This window comes from Brevibacillus reuszeri, from assembly GCF_002897295.1.
Lineage (GTDB): Bacteria > Bacillota > Bacilli > Brevibacillales > Brevibacillaceae > Brevibacillus > Brevibacillus reuszeri_A.
Window position 1 is genome coordinate 1 of record NZ_BEXF01000057.1, and the last position, 6,090, is coordinate 6,090.

Here is a 6,090-nt window from a genome sequence, read left to right on the forward strand (position 1 = left end):
GTGTATGGCCCCAATGGAATATAGAGAACATCTCAAGACATCAGCAGCATAAACAAGACACCAACCATTTTTTGATTGGTGTCCAAGTTTTTGTTTTTTTACTGTCTACTTGACAGGGGGCACTTCAATTTGAGGGAGGTATTTTATTTATTTCCAGTAGGGGTTAGTAGCCTACTTCTACCGAGGCGATGACCACATAGGCAAGATCGTTTATGTCGTCTTTTTCAGCGATTACGACACCACTGCTTGTGAGCATCCCGCCATCAATCACGTCAAACGTCACACTTCCATATGGCAATTCAGCGCGAACTGTTTCCAAGTCGAGCTTGTCCTTGTCAGCGGGAACAGCCAGTCGTACATTTACTTTCATGTTATGAATGTCGTTGTCTGGAAGAACAGAACGAAGGCCCGGCATCGAATTATGATGGATGGCATTTTGTACAGCACGAACTGCTGCTTTGGTAACGTTTTGACCATGTAGATCAATGCCCATTCCGATTTCAATAAACATGACTTTTTCCATTGCCAAATCACTCCTACGTAAGACTTCGGTTATGTACTTTTCCTCCTCCATCTTACCACGAATCGCCCTGAAAGCTTCCCATTCGATAAATTTAAGGCAGTCTCGCTTTTTTTGAAGGTCTCGTATTGTGTTTATCGCGTAGACATGTCATTATTACATGTTGGTATAAACCAAAGATGATTCTTTTCATTAATTGGAGGCAGGTCAGAAGTGGAACGGTATCCTTTTGCGTACGATCCGTCACAACCATTCATTTCGCAGGTGAGCGATTGGGTAGCGGACGTATTTTATGAAATTTTGCCTGAAGCAGGATTCGAAGTAAGAGACGAGCAAATCTACATGGCCTTTCAGCTGGAGCGTGCCTTTGCCGAGAAGCAAACGATCTTTGCAGAGGCAGGAGTTGGTACAGGGAAAACACTTGCCTATTTGTTATACGCGGTCTGTTATGCCCGTTATACGAGAAAGCCTGCAATTATCGCCTGTGCGAATGAGTCATTGATCGAGCAGCTGGTCAAGCCTGAAGGCGATATCGCGAAGCTTGCACGGCATCTGAACCTGACGATTGATGCTCGATTGGGAAAATCTCCGGATCAATACGTATGCCTGCGAAAGCTGGATGAGGCCAGATACCAGCCGGAAGAAGGAGAAGCATATCAGCAGATTTATTTGGAGCTGCCTTCTTTTGTGCACACGCATGAAGCCCTGCAATCCTTTTATCCATACGGAGATCGCAGTACGTACCCAGAGCTGGATGACGAGCGATGGGCAAAAATGAACTGGGATACGTTTCAAGATTGCTTTTCCTGTGACAAGCAGCATCGCTGTGGTCAAACCTTATCCAGAAATCATTATCGCCAATCGGCCGATTTAATTATTTGTTCGCATGACTTTTATATGGAGCATGTGTGGACATATGAGACGAGAAAACGGGGCGGGCAGCTTCCTTTGCTCCCTCCGCACAGCTCAGTTATTTTTGATGAGGGCCATCTGCTTGAGCCTGCCGCGCAAAAAGCATTAACCTATAAGCTCAACCATGCTGTATTTGAAGAGGTTATTACACGCTTGCTTAAGGGAGAGATTCGGGAGTCGCTGGCAGTAGCCATTGAAGAAGCCATCGCCCAAAGCGAAGAGTTATTTTCCCGCTTGGATGAAGAGAGCAAAGCGGTTGTCGGCTCCAATCGCAAAGAGATTCACTTTCATCCAGAACTGCTCCAGTCGATTCACCGTTTCACGAGCCTGGTAGATTGGATCGAAGAAGAGCTGGCACTTGAAAGCGGTCTCTATACACTCGATGAATTTCAATTGCGAATCGTTGGTGAGCATTTGGAAATGATGCAGCTGGCACTTCGATTGTTTCAGGACCCGGGACATGTCATTTCGTGGATGACAGAAGAGGTGACAGGACCGACATTGATTGTCATGCCAAAGCTGGTGCAGGAAGTTCTTCGTGAGCGTGTCTTCTCGCAAAATATGCCGATTATTTTTTCTTCAGCAACCTTATCTGTAGACGGCGCTTTCCAATTTGTAGCAGGAAGCTTAGGGATCGAAAAGTATCTTTCCTTTTCAGTACCTTCTCCTTACGAATATGAAGAGCAAATGAAAGCATTTGTTCCCAAGCTGTCTGGAAACGACCTTTTTACGGATAAAATGAACAGTGCAGTCAAGCAGCTGCAACAGACGCAAGGAAGAGCATTACTGCTGTTTTCGTCGATAGAAGAAATGAAGCAGTTCAAACAAGCGATTGGTTCCTATTCACAGATCGCTCATCTGCATTTTTTGTATGAAGGAGATCAGGAAATTAGCCATTTGATCTCATGCTTCCAAAATGACGAAGCGAGTAGTCTTTGTGCTGTCAGCTTATGGGAAGGTCTCGACGTTCCTGGACCATCTCTATCAAACGTGATCATCTGGTCTTTGCCATTCCCGCCAAACGATCCAGTCTTTACCGCGAAACGAAAAGCAGCCGCTTCTGCTAGGGAAGAGGTAGATATGCCGTATATGCTGCTTCGTCTACGCCAAGGAATAGGCCGATTAATTCGCACCAGAGAGGATCAGGGAATCGTCACGCTTTATAGCGCTGAGCTGCATCGTGATGAAAAGCTGCGCAAACATGTAAAAGCAATTTTCCCTGTTGGTGTGGAATGGATCGAGGAGCCTGCGGACTCCCTCACTTGATTCAAATGAGATGGAGATGTATGACACTTCTGTTACGTTCGACTCAAATTGGCATCAACAGGATATCTGGATGTTATAATAAAGGTTCATCGTAGAAAGAATGAAAAGTAGAATGAAACGGGGAAGGTGTTCAGGATTGGGTAACATCGATTTTGCCAACTTGCCATGGAGTTTGTTCTGGGTCGGAATCTCCTATTTTCTGGTGACTGGTGTTTTCTTTTGTCTTGGCTTTATGCGACTCGTATCTCAGCGTGTGCGCAGTGGGATTGTCTGCATGGCGATTGCAGTAGTCAGCGGGGGATTGTTCCTGAATTATTTGTTTACCCATCACGTTTAATGCACCTGACATAAGCGCTATTATTGTTTCTATCAATTAGATTATGAGGGTAGAGAAATAGAGCTATTGGCACGAAAATGGGCCAGTAGCTCTTTCTTTTTTTGGTGTGATTTACCGGGAAAAATTCAATGATAAATTGTAAACAATTTGTAACGCGTTTATCCACTGAAGCGTCTTATAATCAGGATACACGAGGTTTAGCGCAAGTACGGATGAACTTCGCGATCGTCCGGGTCATTTCCGTAAAATACCGGGCAGGAATGAGGCGATGCAGCATACATAAGTAAGAAGGAGAACGAAAAAAATCTGACTGTGAGTAGTTGTTCACATCCTGAATACGGGCCATGATGTTTGGATAAATTCATCATCCATAAAGATTATGAACGAGACCAACCCCGTTTTCTTCCTCTTCTTGGAAATCAGGGGTTTTTGCATTCATTTTCGCGCGCATTTCCCGATGTGTATTGGCTGCCCCCGTCCACCTACAAAAGTAAAACAGAACAGAAGTAAAAGGGGAGTATGCAGATGAACTGCATGACGAGTACGGTAATCAAACAAAGCAATCACACCTGGGATCACGAACAACGAAGAGCAACAAATGGCAAGAAAACAAGTAAGCATCGCCAACTGAAGAGCAAGGGAGGCCGTCACAATGCCTGAACCAATCAAAGGCACCAGCCGTTACATGGCCGGAATAGACGGACTAAGAGCTCTGGCGGTACTTGCCGTAATCGTCTATCATCTGAACTACAACTGGGCACCTGGAGGACTTTTGGGCGTCGGGATCTTTTTCGTCCTCTCAGGCTATCTGATTACCGATTTGCTCATTGCACAGTGGGCTCGTCATGGTCGCCTCGATATGAAGGATTTTTGGATACGCAGAGCACGGCGGCTATTGCCCGCTTTATTATCGCTCTTGATTCTGGTAGTGGCATGGGTATCCATTTTCTCACCAGCCCAAATGTCAAGTGTACGCGGTGACGTGCCAGCGGCTATTTTGTACGTCAGTAACTGGTGGCTTATCTTTCAGGATGTCTCCTATTTTGAAAAATTTGGTCCGCCTTCTCCACTCGGTCATTTGTGGTCACTGGCTGTTGAGGAACAATTTTATTTGTTCTGGCCGCTACTACTTGCCCTCGGTTTACATTTTGTCAAACGCCGCGGTCCACTCATTATGCTCACTGTCGTCGCAGCAGCATTGTCCGCCCTGGCGATGGCACTCCTCTATGAACCAGGTCTAGATCCTAGTCGGGTCTATTACGGAACGGACACACGGGTTTTTGCCCTTCTTATTGGCGCGGTACTGGCTATGGTCTGGCCGAGCCGAAAACTGTCCCCCGATATATCTGTGAAAGCTCGCATAACCCTTGATACGATTGGCTATTTAGGTCTGGCTATCTTGCTTTACAGCATTTGGAAAACAAATCAGTATGATGATTTTTTATACCGCGGAGGATTAGTCCTGCTGTCCCTCGTGAGCGCTGTCGTAGTTGCCGTGCTTGCACATCCAGCAAGTCATTTTGCCAGATGGATGGGGTGTAAGCCGCTGCGCTGGCTAGGTGTACGTTCGTATGCCATCTATTTATGGCACTATCCCATTATCGTAATGACTACCCCAACGGTTGAACAAAGTGAATGGAGTCAGATCACCCGCGCGATTCTTCAACTGACCGCAACGCTTGTCCTGGCAGCATTGTCATGGAAGTATATAGAAGAACCGATTCGAAGAGGTGCCTTGGGCAAGGTTTGGGCAAATTTGCGTCCCGAGAAGCAAGGTAAGGAATCTAAGCGATATACACGAACTCGATGGATTGCTTCGGGCTGCGCAATCATCTTGTGTGTGACGTATTTCGGCGTTGCATCTCTGCGCTCAGACGCAACAGCAAGTATGCCACTGTCGGATTCAGAAGCAATCGAATCCACGCAATCATCTGGTATGGCGCAATTGCCAGAAGAGCAAGGGAAAAACAGTCAGCTCGATGCTGGGCTTGGTCCACATGGCCCTGTCGTTCCTCTGCCGAGCAAGCCTGAAACGGGTAAAAAGCCTACCACACCCGTCAAAACGAATGACTCGGCTAAAACACCAGCAAAAACTGAAAAACCGACACAAGACAAATCCGCTGGTGAACAAATACAAGATGCGGCGAATGAAAATAAGCCTGACGAATCCAAAGGCACAGATTCACAAGGGAAAGTCAACTCAGAGAACCAAGAACAGACAAAGCCCCCTGAAAAGGTTGCGGTTCGCTCTGGAAAGGGCATCACAGCAGTAGGAGACTCCGTCATGCTTGATGTGGCTCCGCACCTGGAAAAACTGCTCCCCGGCATCGTCATTGATGCCAAAATTGGCAGACAAATGTCACAAGCACCAGAACTGGTAGCAAAGCTAAAAGAAAAAGGATTGCTTGGGAATCGCGTTATCATTGAGCTCGGTACAAACGGCTCCTTCAGCAAAAAACAGCTGGAGAAGCTGCTGCATTCATTAGAGGGTGTCGATCAGATCATTCTGGTAAACACTCGAGTACCGAAGCCTTGGGAGAGTGTCGTGAATACCACATTGGCGGAGGTTGCAGCAGCCTATCCACACACGAGCCTGATTGACTGGTACGCAGCAAGTGCAGGAAAAAGCTCCTACTTCTACAAGGACGGCGTGCATTTAAATCGAGAGGGCTCCGAAGCCTATGCCGCACTGCTTGCCAAGGCTATCCACCCCGCATCTGCCGATCAACCAAAGCATACAGAAGTGAATCAAGTAGCCAGTGAGACAGAACAAGCTGAAGAGGCCAAAGCTGATACGTCAGGTGACGAATCATAAAGCGTACTTGATGGCGAAATATCTGCAATTCTTTTGATAAGCAGCAGGAATTGTGTGCCTTCTTTCGAAATGGATAAGAGACCAGCGAATCAACAGGTTCGTTGGTCTTTTCATGTGCGCCCAGCATGGGCGTTATCTCTAGGGTTAAAGTCCCGAATGGTGAAGGCAGTAGTAACCATTAGCCTAAGACAAGGGTGTCCACCGTGAGGTGGAATCTGAAGGAAGTTGGCGGCAAACCTC

General features: G+C 46.7%; 5 protein-coding genes. 4 read left to right on the forward strand and 1 reads right to left on the reverse strand.

Translation table 11 applies throughout. From position 1 onward, the window contains the following. Window positions 1-163: 163 nt before the first annotated feature. Window positions 164-523 carry a Lin0512 family protein gene (locus tag C3B52_RS34850; protein WP_103110922.1) on the reverse strand — a complete coding sequence of 120 codons (360 nt, stop codon included), beginning with the start codon at window positions 521-523 and terminating at the stop codon, window positions 164-166. Between the two features lie 210 nt (window positions 524-733). Between C3B52_RS34850 and C3B52_RS34855 the strand changes: the two genes are divergently transcribed. The 4 genes from C3B52_RS34855 to C3B52_RS34865 all read left to right on the forward strand — a co-directional run bounded on the left by C3B52_RS34855 (window position 734) and on the right by C3B52_RS34865 (window position 5,850). After that, window positions 734-2,698, forward strand: a complete 1,965-nt coding sequence (locus C3B52_RS34855) for an ATP-dependent DNA helicase (RefSeq protein WP_103110923.1) — start codon at window positions 734-736, stop codon at window positions 2,696-2,698. A 136-nt stretch (window positions 2,699-2,834) separates the two neighbouring features. Next, on the forward strand, window positions 2,835-3,035 hold the full coding sequence (locus C3B52_RS34860) for a hypothetical protein (RefSeq protein ID WP_103110924.1): 201 nt from the start codon (window positions 2,835-2,837) through the stop codon (window positions 3,033-3,035). A gap of 534 nt (window positions 3,036-3,569) precedes the next feature. Continuing rightward, complete coding sequence (locus C3B52_RS37990) at window positions 3,570-3,695, forward strand: hypothetical protein (protein ID WP_268811929.1); 126 nt, start codon at window positions 3,570-3,572, stop codon at window positions 3,693-3,695. Further along, a complete protein-coding gene (locus C3B52_RS34865; RefSeq protein WP_103110925.1) occupies window positions 3,688-5,850 on the forward strand; it encodes an acyltransferase family protein in 2,163 nt (720 codons plus the stop codon). Before C3B52_RS37990 ends, C3B52_RS34865 begins: the two co-directional genes overlap by 8 nt. Window positions 5,851-6,090: the final 240 nt, after the last annotated feature.

Bases quoted from the DNA above. Each gene is read 5' to 3' on its own strand.
- C3B52_RS37990 (WP_268811929.1), top strand. From the start codon at position 3,570: ATGACGAGTACGGTAATCAAACAAAGCAATCACACCTGGGATCACGAA.
- C3B52_RS34865 (WP_103110925.1), top strand. From the start codon at position 3,688: ATGCCTGAACCAATCAAAGGCACCAGCCGTTACATGGCCGGAATAGAC.
- C3B52_RS34850 (WP_103110922.1), bottom strand. From the start codon at position 523: ATGGAAAAAGTCATGTTTATTGAAATCGGAATGGGCATTGATCTACAT.